Source organism: Vibrio scophthalmi, from assembly GCF_040869025.1.
Lineage (GTDB): Bacteria > Pseudomonadota > Gammaproteobacteria > Enterobacterales > Vibrionaceae > Vibrio > Vibrio scophthalmi.
Genome location: NZ_CP134272.1, coordinates 1,346,251 through 1,365,835 on the forward strand (window position 1 = coordinate 1,346,251; position 19,585 = coordinate 1,365,835).

14 protein-coding genes and 1 pseudogene are annotated in these 19,585 nt (G+C 43.5%); 7 read left to right on the forward strand and 8 right to left on the reverse strand.

The features are described 5' to 3' along the window. Positions 1-12: 12 nt before the first annotated feature. Positions 13-2,220, forward strand: coding sequence for a nucleoside hydrolase (locus RJD38_RS20965; RefSeq protein ID WP_367971563.1), 2,208 nt, complete (start codon positions 13-15; stop codon positions 2,218-2,220). A gap of 1 nt (position 2,221) precedes the next feature. Then, positions 2,222-2,674: a DUF3574 domain-containing protein gene (locus tag RJD38_RS20970; protein WP_367971564.1), complete on the forward strand. Its 453-nt coding sequence runs from the start codon at positions 2,222-2,224 to the stop codon at positions 2,672-2,674. 66 nt (positions 2,675-2,740) lie between these two features. Here the strand turns inward: RJD38_RS20970 and RJD38_RS20975 are convergent, their stop codons facing one another. From RJD38_RS20975 to RJD38_RS20995, 5 genes and pseudogenes are all read right to left on the reverse strand, one after another. Beyond that, a complete protein-coding gene (locus RJD38_RS20975) occupies positions 2,741-4,897 on the reverse strand; it encodes a TonB-dependent receptor (protein WP_367971565.1) in 2,157 nt (718 codons plus the stop codon). A gap of 440 nt (positions 4,898-5,337) precedes the next feature. Continuing rightward, a complete protein-coding gene (locus RJD38_RS20980; RefSeq protein WP_367971679.1) occupies positions 5,338-6,294 on the reverse strand; it encodes a GntR family transcriptional regulator in 957 nt (318 codons plus the stop codon). Between the two features lie 217 nt (positions 6,295-6,511). After that, positions 6,512-8,509, reverse strand: coding sequence for a Fe(3+)-hydroxamate ABC transporter permease FhuB (gene fhuB, locus RJD38_RS20985; RefSeq protein ID WP_367971566.1), 1,998 nt, complete (start codon positions 8,507-8,509; stop codon positions 6,512-6,514). A 68-nt stretch (positions 8,510-8,577) separates the two neighbouring features. Beyond that, positions 8,578-9,453, reverse strand: a pseudogene (locus RJD38_RS20990) (iron-siderophore ABC transporter substrate-binding protein); the annotation flags it as partial. A 32-nt stretch (positions 9,454-9,485) separates the two neighbouring features. Further along, the gene (locus RJD38_RS20995) at positions 9,486-10,253 is read right to left on the reverse strand and encodes an ABC transporter ATP-binding protein (RefSeq protein ID WP_367971567.1); all 768 of its coding nucleotides are present in this window, start codon (positions 10,251-10,253) and stop codon (positions 9,486-9,488) included. A gap of 151 nt (positions 10,254-10,404) precedes the next feature. Between RJD38_RS20995 and RJD38_RS21000 the strand changes: the two genes are divergently transcribed. Continuing rightward, positions 10,405-11,592, forward strand: a complete 1,188-nt coding sequence (locus RJD38_RS21000) for an MFS transporter (protein ID WP_367971568.1) — start codon at positions 10,405-10,407, stop codon at positions 11,590-11,592. 10 nt (positions 11,593-11,602) lie between these two features. On the opposite strand, the gene RJD38_RS21005 is transcribed toward RJD38_RS21000, so the two are convergent. Together RJD38_RS21005 and RJD38_RS21010 are read right to left on the reverse strand one after the other, a co-directional pair. Beyond that, positions 11,603-12,337 (reverse strand): siderophore ferric iron reductase, encoded by a 735-nt coding sequence (locus RJD38_RS21005; RefSeq protein WP_367971569.1) that lies wholly within the window; start codon positions 12,335-12,337, stop codon positions 11,603-11,605. Positions 12,338-12,409: 72 nt separating this feature from the next. Then, positions 12,410-13,270, reverse strand: coding sequence for a LysR family transcriptional regulator (locus RJD38_RS21010; protein ID WP_367971570.1), 861 nt, complete (start codon positions 13,268-13,270; stop codon positions 12,410-12,412). A gap of 99 nt (positions 13,271-13,369) precedes the next feature. Between RJD38_RS21010 and RJD38_RS21015 the strand changes: the two genes are divergently transcribed. After that, entirely contained in the window at positions 13,370-14,434 is a 1,065-nt protein-coding gene (locus tag RJD38_RS21015; protein WP_367971571.1) for an HlyD family secretion protein, read from the forward strand. An 18-nt stretch (positions 14,435-14,452) separates the two neighbouring features. Further along, entirely contained in the window at positions 14,453-15,469 is a 1,017-nt protein-coding gene (locus RJD38_RS21020) for a DUF2955 domain-containing protein (protein WP_367971572.1), read from the forward strand. A gap of 67 nt (positions 15,470-15,536) precedes the next feature. Here RJD38_RS21020 and RJD38_RS21025 read toward each other — a convergent pair whose 3' ends face one another. After that, positions 15,537-16,550 (reverse strand): LacI family DNA-binding transcriptional regulator, encoded by a 1,014-nt coding sequence (locus RJD38_RS21025; RefSeq protein ID WP_367971573.1) that lies wholly within the window; start codon positions 16,548-16,550, stop codon positions 15,537-15,539. A 198-nt stretch (positions 16,551-16,748) separates the two neighbouring features. Here RJD38_RS21025 and RJD38_RS21030 point away from each other — a divergent pair, with 198 nt between their 5' ends. Together RJD38_RS21030 and RJD38_RS21035 are read left to right on the forward strand one after the other, a co-directional pair. After that, on the forward strand, positions 16,749-18,209 hold the full coding sequence (locus tag RJD38_RS21030) for a glycoside hydrolase family 32 protein (protein ID WP_367971574.1): 1,461 nt from the start codon (positions 16,749-16,751) through the stop codon (positions 18,207-18,209). Positions 18,210-18,362: 153 nt separating this feature from the next. Continuing rightward, on the forward strand, positions 18,363-19,571 hold the full coding sequence (locus tag RJD38_RS21035; protein WP_032073033.1) for an IS4 family transposase: 1,209 nt from the start codon (positions 18,363-18,365) through the stop codon (positions 19,569-19,571). Positions 19,572-19,585: the final 14 nt, after the last annotated feature.

Consider the following 19,585-nt stretch of genomic DNA (forward strand, 5'->3'; position numbering starts at 1 on the left):
GGAAGTATCCCAATGTATTCTACTCAAGGAGTGAGTAATAACCGTCACGCAAAAAAAGCGCTATTAATTGTCACAAGCCACACTGAACTGGGTGATACAGGAAAGAAAACTGGATTTTGGTTTGATGAGCTCGCCACCCCTTTTTGGGGGTTTTATGATGCCGGCTACGAGATAACTATTGCCTCAATTCAAGGTGGTGATGCCCTTCCCGATCCACTGAGTAAACAAGGTGAATTTGTTAGCCCAGAGGTGACTCGATTCATTCAATCCAAGGTTGCAATGAGTCTGCTGGAAAATACCCCTTGCGTTGAAACCATTCGCACTGGTGGATATACCACTCTATTTCTGTGTGGTGGTCACGGAACACTATGGGACTTCAAGGAAAGTAAAGGACTGGCGAGAATCGCCAGTGAGTTTTATGCCGACAACAAACTGATTGGTTCAGTTTGCCATGGCCCAACGGGTTTACTTTCAGCGAAAAAGCCAAATGGTTCACCACTCGTTGAGGGACTCAAATTAACCTCATTTACCGATGCAGAAGAGCAACTCACCCCGCCAGAATATATCCAAGCACTTCCTTACCATATCGAAGATGAATTGGTAAAAAGTGGCGCTCGATTCGATGCTAAGCAACCAAATGCCTCCTTTGTGGTCTGTGAAAAGGGACTTATCACTGGACAAAACCCTGCGTCAGTTAAGCTAGTAACAAAAACGATCCTCGATGCTCTAGACAAGAAACGCGTTTGGATTGATACCGATATCTCAATTGGTCTTGCCTCTGAAACGGGTACACCTTGTGATGTTGACGATGCTTACGCCATGCTCAGTCTGTTTAATGCGCCAAATTTAAAAGTGGTTGGGGTCAGTAGCGTGTTCGGTAACACCGATACCGATAGCGCATTCAAATTAGCCAAAATCGTCTCCAATCGATTTGGTCCAATCGCTCTCCCAGTGACCAAAGGCGCACATCAGCCTCTTAATATCAATGACGTACAACCCAACGAGGCAACCAACGCACTCGCCAAAGCTCTACAAACAGGCTCATTAACGATCGCGGCAATTGGCCCTGCCACTAACATTGCTTCTTTGGTTTTGCTACATCCTGAGCTCATCGAACGTATTGAACAAGTCGTGCTGGTTGCTAGTCGCAGTAGTACCAACTGTCACTTTATTGCTGGGTCAAAACAAACCACCCCATTTCGCGACCTTAACTTCGATCTGGACCCTGATGCGCTTCGTATTCTGTTAGAAAATGATATTCCACTTGTCTTCATTCCTTTTGAGCTAGCCAATAAATTTTGGTTAACGAGCAAGGATCTCGATGCGCTAAAGGCGAATCCGAATGTTGGGCGCTATCTAAACCAGCATAGCCAACCGTGGTTAAACATGTGGTGCGAGGATTTTGGTGCGCAGGGATTTAACCCATTCGATGCGCTTGCAGCTAGCTATATTATTAACCCAAATCAATTCCAATCTCAGCAAGTCGGCGTAGACATTACCATTGCTGAAGATGATACGAAATCACACCAATTTGGACAGAGCAATAGTTACAAGCCCTATTTAATCGCCAGTGACAATGTAGAAAGCCGCTTTACCGCCATGGTGTGCACCGACCTTGTAGAGGAGGCTAAACAGAGTTTTTCACAATCGCTGATCAATAATATCATTAGCCCAAATGACCCCTCCAAGTACGTCACGTCGGTCTCCCATCTTAATATTGTGGTTGATGATGTCGAAAAGGCGACCGCATTTTACAAACGAACACTTGGCTTCGAACAAGCTTTCGACTCTGATGGTACCATCATGGACTACCCTCACCTTACACTCGCCTCATTTGCTAAAGACGCTGGCTTTTTAGATGGCAAAGTCGATGTGGATATTCGTTTCCTACACCACCCAAATGCAGGATTGTATTTAGAGCTAATGTGTTACCACACTCCAAAAGGCGAACAATCAATAACGGTCAAAAATACCAATGATATGGGCGGTATTCGTCATACCGCACTCGAAGTGAGCGATATTATGGCAGCGTTCAATTATTTAAAAGACCAACCTGGCGTTGAAATTGTGCGCTACCCAGACGGACATAGCGATGATGAAACAACACCACCTATGCTGCTCTCACCATTTCCGATGTCATTTTTCTATTGGCGCGACCAATACGGTGTGCAATGGGAAATGGAATGTGGACGTCAACGTGGCAATTTGAGGGGTATCTAGCGTGAGCCTGCAACTCAAAAACTCACTCAAACGAATCGAAAGCACTGCATTTCCTATCGAGAAGCAAGCCTCTACAACACGAAAAGGGCTGAATCGCTTATGGTATAAATTGGAGAGCCTTGTTGCCGTGAGTCGGCAGAAAACACAGATATTCCATGCTCAACTCTTCTTTGGCATGTCGATCCCCAGTGGCCACGCTATTTCATTAAGTGAATGGAACAACTTTATAGAGAATCACATCACGCCCCGTTTTGATGGTTTTAATATCGCCGATTCAATGGGATTTTGGCAGGGGCAACCAGAGCGAGCCAAGATCGTTACCATTGTATTATCCGAGCAACAAATCACAGACGTTGAAGCCATCGCTTCCGACTATGCCACTCTATTCCATCAAGACTCCGTGATGCTTATCTTACGCCCCGTAGCAAAATGGGAATTTGTGCCCGGAGATTGAGCTAACATAGCCCAAATAAAAAGAGCCACTCACGTGGCTCTTTTTAAACAAATTAAACAATCAGAACTAGTACTTAATTTGGTAGTTAAGCGTGTAAGTACGACCTCGGCCCTTGTAGTCATATGCTGCGGCATCATAATGAGCACCGTAAACGATTTGAGCTCGTTGTCCCCAAATCGTTGTGTAATCTTTATCAAATAGGTTCTGAATTCCAAAACCCAAGCTACCGACTGGCAATTGATAAGTACCGACTAAGTCAAACACGGTATATCCTTCTAGCTCATTCTGCGCATCATCTTCGTAATTAAACATTGTCTGGCTTTGCACTTTCATGGCTAAATCTGAACCGTACCAACCTGCCCACGCATTTGCTTTGGAAGTGCTTGATTCACCCGCGGTAAAATCGTCCCATCCATCTTCTCCTTTCAACTCAGATACCACATAGTGGCCAGAAGCCCCCAGTTGAACGTTATTATTAAGCCAATAAGAAACCATCGCCTCTACGCCATACACACGCTTTTCGTCATTAACATCTTCAATCAACAAGGTATTTTTATCGTACTTAATTGACTTATCAGACAGAGACAAATACGCCGCTGCTTGCAAGTTCAACGCATCAGTATCAAGGCGGTAACCTAACTCAAAACTGTTGGTCTTAATTCCTGACATTTTGGAGTCGCTGACGTTAATACTATCGTTAAGCTGCCAGTGGTCACCCACTAATGTATAATCACCCTGTCCATAATATTTAGCGGGATCAGCCAGATCAAAACCTTGTGAAAAGTTTGCCCACAACTGAGAACCCTCGTTGAGATGATAAATGGTACCTAAGTTAAATAAACCAACGCTGTAATTAGTTTCACCACCCGGTACGGCATCTGCTGAAGTGCCACTGCCGGTCGCAATTTTCTTTTGCTGCTTGTAGCCTACAAAATCGTCAATCTTGTTCGCCATGTATTGATAACGAAAACCACCTTCAACAGACCAATCCTCTGTAATCGCATAGTCGGCTTGCACAAACCCGGCAATAGAGCTAACTTCCACTCCGGGATAACGACCTGTTTTTGCGTAGGTTTTATTGACTAGATTGCCAGAATTGTTTGCCATTGTCGGGTTATACAGTGCCTGATTACTATCCAATTTATCTTGGTAGGCATCAACACCGTAAACAACATTAAGTTGTTCAAAGCTTTTTGCCAGCGCTACTTTTAGCGAAACGACGTCCGTCTGTTGTTGACCGGATGATTGATAATATGGGGTATAAGTTTGATCTTCTTGACGGTAAGAGGCTTCAGCTATCAGTTGATGACCCAAGAACTGCTGATCTACGTACGAGGCGCTCAACATCATGCGTTTCGTACCGTGCTCACGATCAGAATCGAACCCTTTTCTAACATCAATAAACTTATGGTTTATGATATAAAGCCCGTAAGGTGAGTCCTGCTGGCTATCATAATATTGCGCTAACAAGTTGATGTTTTTATTTGGCGAGAGATTGATATCAACGGTGGTCAAAAAATCTAGCGTCGTATTAAACTGTTGAGAACCCTGAGAAATATCCGGTGTTACAATCGTGCCACTACCGTCATAAAAGCCTTGTGTTTCAGTGTATACCACTGAGGTGCGCGCTTTGAACGTATCATTTCCACCCGCGAGAGATTGTGCGATTTTATAGTCAAAATCCTCACTCGAATTGAAGCCCGATGTTCCACCAACAAACGATTCAAATTCGAGCTCTTCGCTTTGCGCCTTTTTGGTAACAATATTGATCACACCACCGGATGCACCCGCGCCATAAATTGATGTAGCACCCGATAACACCTCAATACGATCAATATTAAACGGGTCGATTGAATCTAATTGACGACTGATCTGACGAGAAGACTGCAATGAGACTCCGTCAATCATCACCAACATTTTGCGCCCACGCAGATTCTGACCGTAATTAGTACGCGCACCACTGCTGACATCTAACGAAGGAATACTCGCAGCAAGAATTTCGCCCAATGACTTGCCGCCGCGATATTCTTGTTCGATTTGGGCCGAATCGATATACCAAACCGTACCAGGGATATCACTAATTGCTTTGGGGGTGCGACTAGAAACGACGACCATTTTATCTTCAGTCGTATATTCTTGAGCTTGAGTTGGAAACACTGTGCTGGCTGCAATAATCGCGAGAGCAACAGTGGAACGTTTGAAATTTCCTTTTTCGAGTTTCATTTTCTTCTCTATGTTAGTCAGTCAAAGGAGCACAAGTTCTTGCGCTAGGACTTCTTTCTAAGTAAACAGCAACCATCTTTATTCAATCTATAAAGATGAGAACACTGACGTCTTATCAAACGGGTTAACTTTCTAATTCGCCGCAACATATGTTGCGTGTGAACCTTAATTACGATAATCAAAGAGTGAAATCTTCCCTTTACACTTAATACAAATACGAATCATTATTATTGTGTTTTTGCGGTGAAAAAACAATATGTCATTGCTATTTATTTTCTGATGAGTTTTTTCTTTTCGATCGAATAGCAAAAAAGACCATATCGTTGACTGTCTTGCGGTATTCCTAAGCGGAATCTTTGATGCGAGAAAATTACGAGGATTTATATCTTAATAAAGGAATTTAGATAGGATTGGCAGCCACTTATAAACTGCCTTTCACATCAATGGTTTTTACTCAGAAGGGTATTAATTAGATGTTCACGTTGCTTCTGCGATGTATTCATTACATCGTTATAAGTACGCGTCATCACACGAACATCATTTTCCAATAACTGCGCTAACTTTGCCGCAGCAGCTTGGTTGTTGCCTGATAGCACTTGTTCAATGATCTCTAAACGACGCTGGCAGGATTTACTCACCGAGGACTGGATGTGCATTGAAACCAGATCAGTCGCTTTACGCAGGCGATTATGTTGTTGCATCGTCGCCAATAAAAAACGGTTTTCCGAGCAAGCAGCGAGCAATTCATGAAACTCTGCACTAAGACGAAAAAGTGCACTTGCTGTTACTAATTGAGGAGCGGCAATGGCTCGTAGATGATGTTCTTTGCAACGTTCAAGCGCTGAACGATCAAGCTGCCACGTTGTTTCTAGTAAGCCTGCTGGTTCGAAAATCAATCGACAACGATAGCTCTCAGTGTGTCTTTCTAACGTATTAAGTACGCCATCGAGTTGCCACTTGTAACCAGGACTGCGGCGAAAAATTGCATCATTTTCGAGTAAACGTAAAACATGCTGAACCTCACCACGATTAGCCTCATAACGGTCCTGAAGCTCTTTTTCAGAGAATGTGCTCCCCAGTTCACCAAAGAACAGGTCCATCAAGATTCGAAGATACAACTGCTCCTGGCGAGATTGCTCGCTGCTCGTACCCTCTGTGGTATCGATACTGCTCGCGTCTACTTGCAACACAAAACCTTTATAAGGAACAGCCTTCGTGATTCCTTGTTCCGACAAATGTTTTAGTACGGCACGTAAAGGGGTCCTCGATACTTCAAATTGTTGTGCAAGCGAAGATTCATTCAAGCTTGTCCCTGCTCTAGCATCATCGGCTTTTAGCATTGTGATCACCTTGAATAACAAATCTTTCTGCAACTGAGTAATTGCTGTTGTGTCCATGAAACTCATTCGTGTATTTGATCTTGCTTTTATGGTAACCATAGATTCACATCAATGCCATAAATTGTGTTTTTGCAACCAAAATGCAATTATATTTTTGATCTACACCGCTTTATCGCTGTACTAAATACGATTTAACTCGTTGCATAATAGTATTCGGCAAATAGGCACTAAAGTGAACGCAACAATTTCAGGCAAAATTTAAAACGATGTCGACTTAGCGTCTCATCAAATACAAGAAATACCCACCTCCCAATATCGATGCTAATAACCCTGCGGGAAATTGCCAAGGGAACCATAATGTCCGTCCGGTCCAATCTGCTAGCACCATGATAATGGCACCTAACAAGGCTGCCGTACACATCTGTGAAATCGCTCGGTATTGATGAAGTGATCGAGCCATATGAGGAGCTAAGAGACCAATAAAGCTAAGGGGACCAATAACAATCGTGCACAATGTCGTGAGCGCAGCCACCAGCAATAACAATACCAACCGTATCATGACGGTATTCATGCCTATACCTCGTGTAACCACATCCCCCAAACCAATCAGGTCAATCCAGCGGTTCAGTAACAAAGCGATCATACCGACGATCATCACACCAATTGCGAGTAAAATAACATCTTCGACCGCGACGAGATAAGTCGAACCGGAGAGCCATGTGATCAAAGCCGTTGTATTATCCGTTCCTGAAGTCATTGCGATGCGGAGTAATGCATCGATACCCGCGCTAAGCGCAATACCAACCAATAGAGTCTGAGTGGGCGCAAAGTTGTGCTTTCTCCCGATTAACCAAACCAAAATCGTCACTAAAGTCGCCCCGAGAGTACCGAGCAGCATTTGTTGCTCTCTGTCTACAGCGGTGCCAAAAATCGTACCGATGACAATTGCAAGTGCCGCGCCAGAGCTAATACCCAAAACCTCAGGGCTCGCCATTGGGTTACTTGAAATTCGTTGAATAATGATCCCAGCAAACGCCAACCCTATCCCCGCCAACAAAGCAATCAATATCCGAGGAACACGCAAGTTAATCAATGCAAGATTTAACTCCATGCGCCAACCAAATTGATTTTTACCCAGTAGCGCAGCAAGCACGCAAACTACGACCAGTACCAAAGAGAGCAAAAGCAGAATATTACGCGGCTTAACCAGCTTGTAATGTTCTGTTGGTTCAGTACGATGCTTGAGTTCTGAATGTAATTTTGTGCGTTGCAATAACCACAATAGAAAAGGAGCACCAAGCAATGCCGTCATTGCTCCTGTCGGTAACAACTCACCACCAAACCCAGAAATAGGCTGCACAAGCAAATCAACCATCAGTAACATCCCTCCCCCCACAAAACCACTGACAACGATCTGTTTACCCAATCCTCTTACACCCAGCATTCTCGTTATCGCAGGAGCCACAATACCCACAAAACCTATCAAACCAACTTCACTCACCACAGCAGCGGTTATAAAGATCGCTAACGACAAACAAATCAGTTTAGTTTGCTTAATATTAATACCTAGAGAGGTAGCCACATTGTCGCCAAACTGAAGAGCAGCCAACGGTCGCTGTAATAGCAACAACAACGCAGTTGGCACTAAAATTAAAGGTATTAATGCCTGTACACTCGACCAATCATTTTGGTTCAGAACACCCGCGCCCCAAACAAATAGACTGGTCAATTGTTGCTCATGCAACATCAAAAGCATGGTATTGAGTGAACCTAAAAACAGACTCACAACCATACCCGCAAGCACCATGTGTAAAGGGGAATACCCCCGAGTTGAGCTCAAACCAAATACCAGAGCTGTCGCTAAACATCCTCCTACGAAGGCGGGAATGAACCCCGAAATACCGAGACTTGGCGGCAATAATAGTATCCCAATGATCATGCCTAACTCTGAGCCAGCCGCTACACCCAGCGTCGTTGGCGAAGCAATTGGATTGCGTAACACAAACTGCATAACACAGCCTGCAACGGCAAGCGCAAAGCCACATTGAAGCGCGACCATAAGCCGAGGTAAATAAGTAAGACGGGTAATCAGATGCTGATAGTTGGTAACGTCAAAGTGAAAAATCGCATCCCAAATCAAGCCTACACCTTGTGCATATGGAGCCGTAACTTGAAGCAGTACAATAATCATCAACACAGATGCAACGACGAGCGCAGTGCCTTTATGGTTGATTCTGCGAATTGATAACGGCGAGAGCTGGAGTGCTGACATGATTAATCCGTCTCGTATTTCGAGCTTATCTGAACGAGTGTTTGTTCCACTCTCTGAGGAATTGATTGCTGATCAGTCAATTGAAAAGCAATGTGATCACTCAACCTTTGAGCAGAAATCAAACCACCAAACGTCCAGATAGCAGGCAGTTCGTATACCGAATCAGTGCGAGTAAATGCCATCACTTGCCAAAGCGAAGACTGAGTAAGTTGTTGACGGTCGTCTTCTTTGATTGGACCAAAAAGCATCAGATTGACTTGTTGGTGCTCAGCCAATTTAACCATTCCCGTCGTACTAAAACCCCACATATTGGTCTGCTCATGCCAAGCATTTTCCAGCTTCATTACCTCTAATGTGCTTTGTACCAATGAACCTTGGCTATGAATACGCAATGTCTTGTCATTGATAAAACGTGCAAATAACAGAGGTTTATCTGATTTCCCTGCTGCGCGTATGTTTATTCCATTCTCACTTAAACGTTGTTTCGTCTCTGCAATCACTTGCTCGGCACGTTGATCTTGGGCAAACAGTTTCCCTAATGATCGTGTGACAGATATAGCTGACTGCAGTGGTTGCTTCTGCTCACTATAGAGTGTGTAAACCAATACTGGCGCGATTTTTGTCAATCGGTGGTAAGCTGCTGCCATATGCTGACTAATCAAAATGACATCAGGATCTAGCTCTGTCAGTAACTCCAAATTAGGCTCTCGACGCGAACCCACATCGGTAACGGTAATCGGTAATACAGGCTCCACCACCCATTTTTGATAGCCTTTCGCATCAGCGGCCCCTTCAAGCGGTACACCCAAGCTCAATACGGTTTCAGTCAACGCCCAATCTAAAGCGATCACTTTTTTTGGCGGAACCTCAAAAGTAGCGGTTCCCATTTCATGACGAATCTCAAGGGCATTGCTATGACAAGTGAATGTAGCGAGCAGTAGCATAATGAGTTTTAGCACAACAAATTCCTTTTATTTTATGGGATATAGCTGATTGGTTGCCCTGTTTCAGGGTGCTTAAATAGCGCAAGTTCCATCCCGTAGATTTGCTTGAGTACTTCTGGTGTCATTAATTCTTCTGGTGGGCCCACGGCAATCACCTTTCCCGAATGGAGTGCAATTAGCTGATCGCTAAATTTAGCCGCCATGTTAACGTCATGAAGAACCATAATGACTGTTAGCCCCAAAGATTGATTAAGCGTTCTTATTAGCGCTAATAGATCATGTTGATGAGCCACATCTAACGCAGAAGTAGGCTCATCCAGCAAAATACACTGGCTCTGCTGAGCAAGCAGCATTGCAACCCATGCTCTTTGTCTTTCACCACCAGAAAGCGTGGCGACAAATCGATCCGCAAAATGGTACAAGCCCACTTTTTCAATCGCTTCATCGACAATCGCGTAATCTTGGTGGCTATAACGCCCAAAAGCCCCTTTCCAGGGGTAACGACCAAAACAAGCCAACTCACGAACTGTTACACCATCAGTGATGGGCGGATGTTGTGGCAAATAAGCAACTCGATGAGCAAACTCAAGGTCGCTGTAAGTGGAAATGCGTCGTCGATCAAAATAGACCTCCCCCTCAGTTGGGGAATTCTGACGGCTTAAAAGTTTGATTAGTGTGGATTTTCCACAACCGTTGTGCCCAAGCAAAGTCGTTATCTTGTGTGGTTGAAAAGTGAGGGTCGTCGGAGCAAGAATCTTCTTACCGTCAATGTCGAACGATGCATTGGTAAGTTGGTACATGATGAAATATGACGTTGAGTTATAAACAAAGAGACGTTAATGTTAACACAATATAAATCAAATGATAATTGATATCATAGTCAATCTCATTACTATTAAGGGGGTTTTCTCGTCTTGGCGCTATCTAATCTTTTGTTACATCGACAACCTTATGCCCGTAAAACAAAATAAAAAATTTCACTTGATCACAATTGGCCTGATCTCTACTTTGATGGGGTTAGGCCAAAACGGCTTACTGGTTTCTTTACCTTTTCTGGTTGAGCAGTCCCCTTTAAGTTTGTCTACTTGGTCGGTTCTTATCGCAATCGGAAGTTTTATCTTTTTGCCATCAGCCCCTTACTGGGGACGGTATAGCGATCAATATGGCCCAAAGAAAGTCATCATTCTCGCTTTGTCGGGCATGGCGGTAAGTTTTTCAATACTCAGTTATTTTTCAATCAACAGCAGTAAAGATATCTCTGTAACCGATTGCTTTATCGGGTTACTTATTGCTCGAGTTCTTTATGGATTAACGGTTTCAGGTCTGGTGCCAGCCTGTCAGAACTGGGCAATCAACTTACATAGTGACGCTGAACGACTGCAAGCAATCACTTCAGTAAGCGTCGGATTGAGCCTCGGTAGATTACTTGGTCCATTGATCGCCATTGTCGCTTTAAAGATCTCACCTTTTTCGCCTTTAATGGTGATGATCGCCCTTCCTTGTCTCGCTCTACTAGCCATACTTTTTATAACCAATCCACAAAACAGTGATAGCACGACTATACAAAGCAAATCGCAGTCCTGGTTACCACAAAAAACGCTACTGCCTTTCTTGCTCAGCGGTTTACTGCTTTGTACTTCAATTGCTTTACTGCAATACAGTTTTACGCCCTTAATAGCATCCATCGCTGACTTGGCAACAGGGCAAATCAGTGATGCTATTGGTATGCTATTGATACTCAGTGCTGCTTGTACACTCATCACGCAAATGGGCGCTCTGAAATACAAAATCCCCCCCTTGATAATGTATCGCATTGGTGCATTAAACTTGATGGTTGGGTTCATAATTTTCTTGTTCCCCAGTGTCTGGATGTTTGCCGCTGCTATGGCTATCGCATCTAGTGGCGCAGCATTACTTGTTCCCGCATACACAGCACTTGCCACGGAAAAACACTCGCAAAATACTGGCGCGGTGGCAGGAGACATATCGATGTTCCACACTATGGGCTATGGGCTCGCGGCCTTATTAGCGTTCACAGCAACACAACAACCGCTATACCCTATCTACCTATGTATCGTATTCGCACTGCTGATCCTTACAACCGCGTACTTTGTGGTACACAGAGAAAACATCATGTAAAAAAACATATTTAGCGGGTATTACTGGGATGTCTTGGGCAATCAGAACACAGCTTTCGCCCTTGGCATTTTATCACTAAACAGCAACTGGTTCGCACTAAGCTAAGTTGGTGGATATCAACATCATAAGAAAGAGAATTGATCAGTTTTTCAGGCAAATCACAAGCTGCTAGCCAGTATCGCGCTTGCTCAAACAGGTACTTTGAAGATAAATGAGGAGCAAATTGGTGCAGTTTGACGATGCAAGCAAGGACAGCATCAGCAAATAGATGTTGTGTAAAACCAGGGCGAATACGTGTCCAATGAGTCATCTCTTGCCGGAAATAATCAAACAGAACATTGAGATCTTGCCCAGCACGAGCAATCAACTCTCGCTCACTCCCTTGACTATACTCATTGGATGAAAATTGATACCCAGTTACAAAATTCGGCACCACTTGCTGAGCCATTGTTGTCAATTTTGGCAATCCTCGGCAACCGTAAATGGCAATGAAAGCAACATAAATTGGCTGCCAACAGAGCAATGTCCAAGTTCGAGTTAGCCAATAAGGTGCACCAGCTTCAGGATGAGCATGTTTCAAACTCAGGTAAAGATCATGAATTAATTCTGAACTTGATTGCTCAATATGGATTAAAGACAATTCAACATCGTCATTTTTTACACAAGGCTTTATTGCCCCATGCAAGTAGGGGGTTAACTGCTGTGATCGTTTAAAAAGTTGCTCAAAGAAGGCATCTCCGCTCATCTGCTACTCATATTCCATTGGAGTCTGGACAAAAGCATAAATAAACCGCCAACTGGTTGCAAATGATAATTATTACCCAAACTTCTCCCGAAAAAGCTCAATCAGAACTTTGACCTTGTTGGGTAAGAACATCGCGGAAGGGTAAATTAAGGTTAAGTGCTGTTGTGGATGACGGTAATTAGGCAGAACTTCCACCAGCAGCCCTTCAGCTAAGGCTGGCTTGGCGTGCACATGGGGAAGAAAAGCGATGCCGTTGCCAGCTATCGCCATCGAACGCAATAAATTGAGATCATCAGAACGCAATGCGATGGGTAGCGACGGATCGAGTAAATCGGCGTTATATCGATTGGTCAGTAAACGATGGCCGGCTAAGTCCTCGATCGAGTTAATCGCAGGGTGATGGTCAAAATAGCTTTTAGCCACAACAAAGTGGCTTCGATAAGGCAGTAAGCTGAACTGTACATAGCTATCATCATTGACCTTCACCATGCTTGGTAATAACTGAATATCAAACGCCTGCCGCTTTAAATCAACACTTTCTTGATGGCTTTCAATTTCCACACTGATATCAGGAAAACTTGACGTATATTCATCGATGATCGCGGTAAGCGTTGGTGATGCCATCAATGCCGCAGGAATCGCCAAGCGTACCTTACCGCCCAACTTATGTTGATATTGGCTCATCAAGCGAACCCCTTGCTGAATATGCTCAATCGGCTGCGCCATCAGTTCGAACAACCGCTTACCATGTTCGGTTAATTCAATGGTACGAGTGGTCCGTATCAACAACTGACATCCCATCGCTTTTTCCAATTCTTGTAAGCGTCGGCTAACTTTTGAGCGTTGTAGCTGATTTTTTTCAGCAGCCGCGCTGATCCCACCATGGAGAACCGTTTGGGTAAATAGGTAGATATCATCAATACTGGCTTTCATTGTCCTACTTTTAGCTCATTCATGTGGTATTTATGATTCTACCGAAATGTGACGCCGATCTCTATAATTCACCCCCACCTCCCTAACCACAGAAATACCATGACGGCTGATCAGAAATTCAAGCATTGGATGCGCATACTAATTGTCCTATTTATTGTTCTATTTTTATACATCATCGTTGCTGATCGATATGTCCCACTCACTACAGAAGCACGCGTACAAGGCTACGTTGTTCAGATTGCGCCAGAAGTATATGGGAAAGTCACCTCAGTAACGGTCACCAACAACCAAACGGTTAAGAAAGGCGAAGCGCTGTTTACCATCGATCCTCGCAAATATGAAATTGCACTCGAGCGAGCTCAGTTATCCCTACAATCGGCTTATGAAAAAGAAGCCAGTTTGTATTCTCAACGTGATGCGGCACTGGCCAATATTGCTCGCGCCAGCGCAACCTTTAATAACGCTCATCATGAGTACTTACGCTTACAAACTCTATCGAAGAAAAACATCATCTCACAATCCAGTCTTGATAGCGCTTTCGCCCAAGATCAAGTAACACGAGCCGTTTTAAAAGCAGAACAACAAGCCTTAAAAGTGATCGAAACTCAATTAGGCAATGGCAAAGGACAAAGCACTCCGGTACAACTTGCCTTAAATGAGGTCGCTAAAGCGCAGCTTGATCTTGCCAACACGTCAATCGTCGCACCAAGCGATGGTGTGGTGACCAACGTACAGTTGGAAGAAGGGACGACCGCTAATACCAATATGCCGCTACTGACCTTTATTCCAACCGGTTCCATGTGGGTCGCTGCAGATTTTCGCGAAAAATCGGTGGCCCAAGTAACAGAACAATATGCAGCATTGATCGCCTTTGATGCACTACCTAGCCAAGTGTATAACTTTGCACTCACCAGCCGAGATTATGGCGTCGCCGCGGCACAACAGACACCAAATGGGGCATTAACCAAAGTGGAAGTAAATAACCGCTGGGTACGTGATGCACAACGAACTCGCGTGAATTTAACCAGCGAACAATCACTGCCTACAGCCCTCTTTATTGGTTCTCGCGCTACCGTGGTCTTGTATCCGAGCAATAGCATTTTTTGGCAAGCAATGGCAGAAGCGCAAGTTCATCTAGCTAGCTGGCTTCATTATGTTTACTAAGCAGGTAAAGGCGAACAAATGAAGGTGTTACGTATTTGGTTTGGTTGCTCAGCAGGCCTTGCTCTGAGCATGTTATTCAATTGGTCTTATGGCTTTTTTGCCATCATGCTGCCCCTGTTTGTACTTGGCCGCATGGACAAATTCCATCTACCGATGGTGCTCAGCATCTTATTTTCAGCAGTATGGACAACACTGCAAGCCACCTTCATTTTAGAGTATTTGCAGTTTCACCCATTGATCATGACCGTCGCAGTTGGGGTCATGATGCTATTCAAATGCATCGCCATGATGAAGCCGCAAACCTATTTATTTGGCTATATGGGACTGCTAGTAGGATCGATTGTGCTCAATTTTGCCAGCTATGGCTTTATTGATATTGAAGAGTTTAACGTCAATCTTTGGGTTATCGCAGCCAGCAACATCATTGTTTGCGCCTTGGCGTATTGGTTGTTTCCCGAAAAGACAAACTCCCCTTCCCAAGAAGAAGTCACAACCCCGATTAAAAGTGATATTGATTACATCAGCCAAGTCGCCATGGGTTGGGTGGTTGCGATGGTCGCCTTTGTATTATTTCAAGTAGCGGATTTATATGATTCTCTCTCAGCACAGGCTTCCATCTTAATTATTCTCACACCGATGACATTAGCGGGAGCGATGGGCATGGCGAAAATTCGTATCATAGGTACGGCGCTTGGCTGCATCGCAGGCTTGGGGGTTCAACTAATTTTGGGGCATTGGTTTAGCAATGGCTTATTATTCTGGCTCGCCTTTACCATCGCGATGGGGCCATTCTGCCTTTGGCTAACCAAAGGGCAAGTGAAAGCCGCCATTGCGTTTTCAGCGATGTCGGCACTCTCAGTCCCTTTAACAACCTCTTTGGTTCCCGAGCAAAAAGATGCCCTATTCTCGATCCTATATCGCTTCAGTTCTATTTTTGTCGCAGTAACATTAACCGCAATGGTGATCTGGCTGGTTCACCACTGGTTGCGCATTGCGCTTTTTAAAAGACATACTGCAGCTGAATTGCTCCCATAAGAGTCGATATAACAGCGAGACTCAGACAGAAGTGCAAAGTGAAATATCAGCAGATTACCCTCGCTTATTACGGCTCTTTAAGGATCTCGTAAAGACGATCTTGTATCGCAATCGTTGGGGAAGAACGCAGTACTAATGTCGGTTCTAACAAATGCTCAACTGCTTTATTAGCAATCCTCTGCTCGTGGTAACCATTTTTAAGCGCATCAAGCATCAATTCAAAACCACGCAATGCTATCTGGTGCATTGGCTGATGAACACTCGAAAAACCAAGAGATTGCGCAATATAGGTATCATCAAATCCCACAATCTCAACACGCTTACTCATTTGGGTGTGATTCAGTTGGTTGTGGAGATGACTGGCAGAAATATCATCAGAGCAGAAAATGGCTTCTAAAGGGACCTCTGACTGCAGTATCTGTTGCTCAACGAATTGTTGAAGGGATTGCGTTGTATAAGGCGTAAGAATGCATTTATCGCTCAGCATTCTGTTGCTATCTAACAAGGCACTTTTGAAACCGATAAATCGGTCTGATTGCTGGTTTGTACTGCCAATAAACCCAATGCGTTGATAACCCCGCTTAATAAAGTGTTGAGCAACCAAACGACCACCATGTTGGTGATGAGTGCCAATACTCAAGCACAAAGGAGACGTCGCCGTAAGCAAAATTACTGGGAAAGGGGGATTTTGCAAAGGCGCAATGTGTTGCTCTTTTAACGAACGTGGAATCAGAAACACACCATCTACACGATGATGCTTGCACTCTTCTAAAAAGGTCTGTTCCAGTTTTAAGTTGTTGCGGCTATTGAACAGTAAAATGCTGCGCCCGTGCCTATAAGCCTCTTCTTCTAATACATCAATTAATTTAGAAAAAAATGGATTGCTCATGTTGCGCACAATAACACCAAACAGCTTAGTGGCCTTTCTCTTCTTTGGCTCTGGTTTTTGGTAATCAAACTTTGCAATCGCGGCCTCTACTGAGTGTCGGGCGGCGTCAGAGACCTTACCGCTGTTATTGATCACTCGAGATACTGTGGCAATTGAAACACCCGATTCTTTAGCAATATCTCTGATAGTCATTCTCTAACTCATGATGGGATTTCGGATAATGGTGCTCATCATACGATGAATGATGTAACAAAATTTTGTGTTACATCACAGATGTATCACCAACCCACGGTAATGATAACTTACTTAACGATAGATTCTGGCAACTGGTTTCTAAAGCGATAAGGAATGCCTATTATCACCCAAACAAATTAGTTATCGGGTATCACAGTGGATTTAGAAAAATACAAAACAATTAATAGTGCTACCAGAGAAGAAAATGAAAATTTTGACAAAATTCGCTGCAACAGCGTATATCGTCCAATCTTTCACGTCACTCCTCCTCATGGGCTATTAAACGATCCAAATGGATTTTGTTATTTCAACAATGAATATCACTTATTTTACCAATGGTATCCATTTGGCACTATTCACGGCATGAAACATTGGATGCATCTAACCTCACATGATTTATATTCATGGCAAGAGCATGGAAGTAAAATAACACCGATTGAACAATACGAATCACATGGGGCTTATTCCGGTGCGGCCTTTATTGAAGATAATTCAGCATATTTATTTTATACCGGCAACGTAAAACACGGTAATGAGCGTGATGCGAATCAATGCCTTGCGGCTTTGCATAAAGATAATCGCGTCGAAAAATCGTCCCATAATCCGATTATCTCGTCGTTCCCGAAAGGTTATACCGGCCATGTAAGAGACCCTAAAATCGTTAAGAAAGACGATCTTTATTACATGCTACTTGGCGCACAGCGAGAAAAAGATTTAAAAGGTTCAATCATTATCTATTGCTCAAATAACTTGATTGATTGGTCTTTAAAAGGTGAGTTATCAATCGATATTGATGCCGACTTTAATGAAGCATTTATGTTCGAGTGCCCTGATTTACTTGAGGTTGATGGCCAAGATGTTCTGATTTTTTCTCCGCAAGGCATTTCACCAAAGCAAGAAAAATTCCACAACCGCTATAACGTTGTGTACTGCATTGGCAAGATTGATTGGGCATCACTCACTTTCACCGTTACTCACTGGGATGAGCTTGACCGTGGATTTGATTTCTATGCACCGCAAACAATGGCCAATTCGCCCATTGAACCAACGTTAATCGCCTGGGCTGGCACAGATAATAATTTGCCATCAGAGCAATATGGTTGGGTTAACTGCTTAACTGCACCAAGAAAATTATCGATTCAAGATAATAAGCTTCATCAAACCCTAGTGCCGATGAATGAACACAATGCCGAGCCAAGTTTGGCAAGTTCAGAACTAGCAAGTGGTGAAGTGATTAGATTGGAGTCTTTGTCATTTTCACTCGACATTGATTACGCTCAAACATCAAATCTATCGATTATTATTTTTGATGATTTTGACCATGAATTTATTTTCACTGTCGACAATGAAAACAACAAGCTTGTAATGGATCGAACCAATTACAATCATAATTCAAAAGAATATGAATTTGGTTCTATTCGTTCTTGTACATTAACTCAAAAAAGCAGTGCTCTAACCCTATCCTGTGACCAAAGTATTATCGAACTATTTTCAGACCAAGGACGAAATGTATTTACGTCACTATTTTTCCCATCAAACGGAAATCAATATTTAAAAATAACGTTTGATGAAACTGCTGAGATAAAAGCAACCCTACAATATATTAATAAGATTTAGGTAAACACTATGAACTATGATGCAATTACCAATGAGATACTTAATACTGAGGAATCCCCTAATGATTTTGATAAAAATCATAAATTTAAGGTAGATGCACATCTTGTCATGTGATCAAATGGTTCTGAGAAAAATCAATAACCAGACAACAAGATGTGCGAACTCGATATTTTACACGACTCTCTTTACCAATTCTGCCCTGAATTGCACTTAAAACGACTCAACAGTTTAACGCTGGCTTGCCACGCATTACTTGAATGTAAAACGCTCACTCTTACCGAACTTGGTCGTAACCTGCCAACGAAAGCCAGAACAAAACATAACATCAAACGAATCGACAGATTGTTAGGTAATCGTCACTTGCACAAAGAGCGACTCGCTGTATACCGTTGGCATGCCAGCTTTATCTGTTCAGGTAATTCGATGCCCATTGTTCTTGTTGACTGGTCTGATATTCGTGAGCAAAAACGGCTTATGGTATTGCGGGCTTCGGTGGCACTACATGGTCGTTCTATTACTCTTTATGAGAAAGCCTTTCCGCTTTCAGAGCAATGTTCAAAGAAGGCTCATGACCAATTTCTAGCCGACCTTGCAAGCATTCTACCGAGTAACACTACACCGCTCATTGTCAGTGATGCTGGCTTTAAAGTGCCATGGTATAAATCCGTTGAAAAGCTAGGTTGGTACTGGTTAAGTCGAGTCAGAGGGAAAGTGCAATATGCAGATTTAGGTGCGGAAAACTGGCAACCTATCAGCAACTTACATAGCATATCCTCAAGTCGCTCAAAGACTTTAGGCTATAAGAGGTTGACTAAGAGCAACCCAATTTCATGTCAAATTGCACTGTATAAATCACGTCCTAAAGGCCGAAAAAATCAGCGTTCGACACGGACTAATTGTCATCATCCGTCACCTAAAATCTACTCCGCTTCGACAAAAGAACCATGGGTTTTAGCGACTAACTTGCCCGTTGAAATCCGAACACCAAAGCAACTTGTTAGGCTCTACTCGAAGCGTATGCAAATTGAAGAAACCTTCCGAGACTTGAAAAGCCCAGCCTACGGTTTAGGCCTCCGTCATAGCCGAACTAGCAGCTCAGAGCGCTTTGATATCATGCTGCTAATCGCCCTAATGCTTCAACTGACATTTTGGCTTGCTGGAGTTCATGGTCAGAAACAAGGTTGGGATAAGCACTTCCAAGCTAACACTGTCAAAAATCGAAATGTACTCTCAACAGTGCGCTTAGGGATGGAAGTTTTGCGGCATTCTGGCTACACAATAACGAGGGAAGACTTGCTCGCGGCTGCAACCCTGCTTGCTCAAAATCTATTCAAACATGGTTGTGCTTTGGGGAAATTATGAGGGGATCCCTCAGT